Annotated in this window: 1 protein-coding gene; it reads right to left on the bottom strand. The window is 45.4% G+C overall.

Going from position 1 to position 1617, the window contains the following annotated elements; translation table 11 throughout:
• Positions 1-411 precede the first annotated feature (411 nt).
• On the bottom strand, positions 412-1269 hold the full coding sequence (gene rpoH / locus ACR2PX_RS12730; protein WP_433999734.1) for an RNA polymerase sigma factor RpoH: 858 nt from the start codon (positions 1267-1269) through the stop codon (positions 412-414).
• Positions 1270-1617: the final 348 nt, after the last annotated feature.

Below are 1617 nucleotides of genomic sequence, written 5' to 3'. Positions count from 1 at the left end.
GCGGTGGCGCTCCTATAGAAGTCATCAAACAGTACGTTCAGCAGCAGAGAACACCGCATTAGTCGGCTATCGCCGACGAGCTTACATCCCCGCACTCAAAGTACGGAGTTTTACGCTCAACCGATAACCAGTTTCCTCCCCACATAACCGAGCTTTATTTGATAGCCAAAGACCCGAATGAAACCTGGCTGAGCCGTTTTTTTAGAATGTTTAGGGGGCTCCTGAGTAGGAGGGGGCGTTCCTGGCCGTTCAATCATCGCTTCATCCTGAGCTATAGCAATTTTTTAGTATTCGAAGGGTTTTATAAAGAAACTATAGATAACAACATCCCTGCTCTCTATTTATCTCCAAACAAAAACACCCGCAACAAAGTGCGGGTGTTTTTGAGTAACAGGTATTTGACTGGACAGATCAGGCTTCCATTGAACCTTTGACCTTCTTCATGGCATTTTTTTCCAGCTGCCTGATTCGCTCTGCCGATACACCGTAGTGAGCAGCCAATTCATGCAGTGTTGCCTTATCTTCATTCAGCCAGCGCTTCTGGAGAATATCTCTGCTGCGCTCATCCAGTATTGCCAGAGCATTCCTTAACAACCCGACAGACGACTCGGACCAATCTGAATCTTCCAGCAGTTTTGCAGGGTCAGTCCGCTGATCTTCCAAATAGTGAGCAGGTGCTACATAAGCTCCGTTATCATCACTGTCATCGGCATAACCATCAAAGGCGGTATCCTGACCAGCCATGCGGCCTTCCATTTCACGGACAACCTTGGCTTCTACACCCAAATCATTGGCAACAGCTTTGACCTCATCATTACTGAGCCAGGAAAGATGTTTTTTAGAACTGCGAAGATTAAAGAACAGTTTACGCTGTGCCTTGGTGGTAGCCACCTTCACAATACGCCAGTTTTTCAGAATAAATTCATGAATTTCAGCCTTAACCCAGTGCACAGCAAATGACACCAGGCGTACTCCAACTTCGGGATTAAAACGTTTTACGGCTTTCATCAAGCCTACATTTCCTTCCTGAATCAGGTCAGCCAGAGGTAAACCATAGCCACCATAACTTCTGGCTATGTGGACAACAAAGCGCAAATGAGACATAACCAACTGACGGGCAGCTTCCAGATCATTCTCGTAGTACAGACGCTCTGCCAGACCTTTTTCCTGCTCGACAGACAACACAGCTATAGCGCTGACCCCTGTGACATAGGCATCTATATTTTGCCCCGGGACTAACATATCAACTGGTTGTAAACTGGTTCCCATGACTCACTCCGGTTAAGTGCTGATTTAGCACTCGACTTAATTCAAACTCCAAAAACAACTGACTGGCTTTCAATCCAATAATAACAAAAATCAGGCTTTCTAAACCAAGCTACTTTACGCTCTTTTACGATCAAAACGCTATAAAAACAGGCTTTAAACCGCCACCGCCTGCCAAACCTACTTTCTAGGAGCCTGTCGGACTTATGCTTTCGAGCATAAATTTCAGTAGAACGTGTCGAATTATTCGATGGATTCGTGAGAATAGTTGACCTATTTAATCGAATTCATCGAATAATTGGGCCGTTCTTTCTGGAATTCAGGCCGAAATAGTCTTAAGTCCGACAGGCT

Origin of the sequence: Endozoicomonas sp. (assembly GCF_051008435.1) — a bacterium.
GTDB lineage: Bacteria > Pseudomonadota > Gammaproteobacteria > Pseudomonadales > Endozoicomonadaceae > Endozoicomonas_A.
The sequence above is the reverse complement of the archived record's forward strand: the minus strand, read 5'-3'. Positions and strand labels throughout refer to the sequence as shown.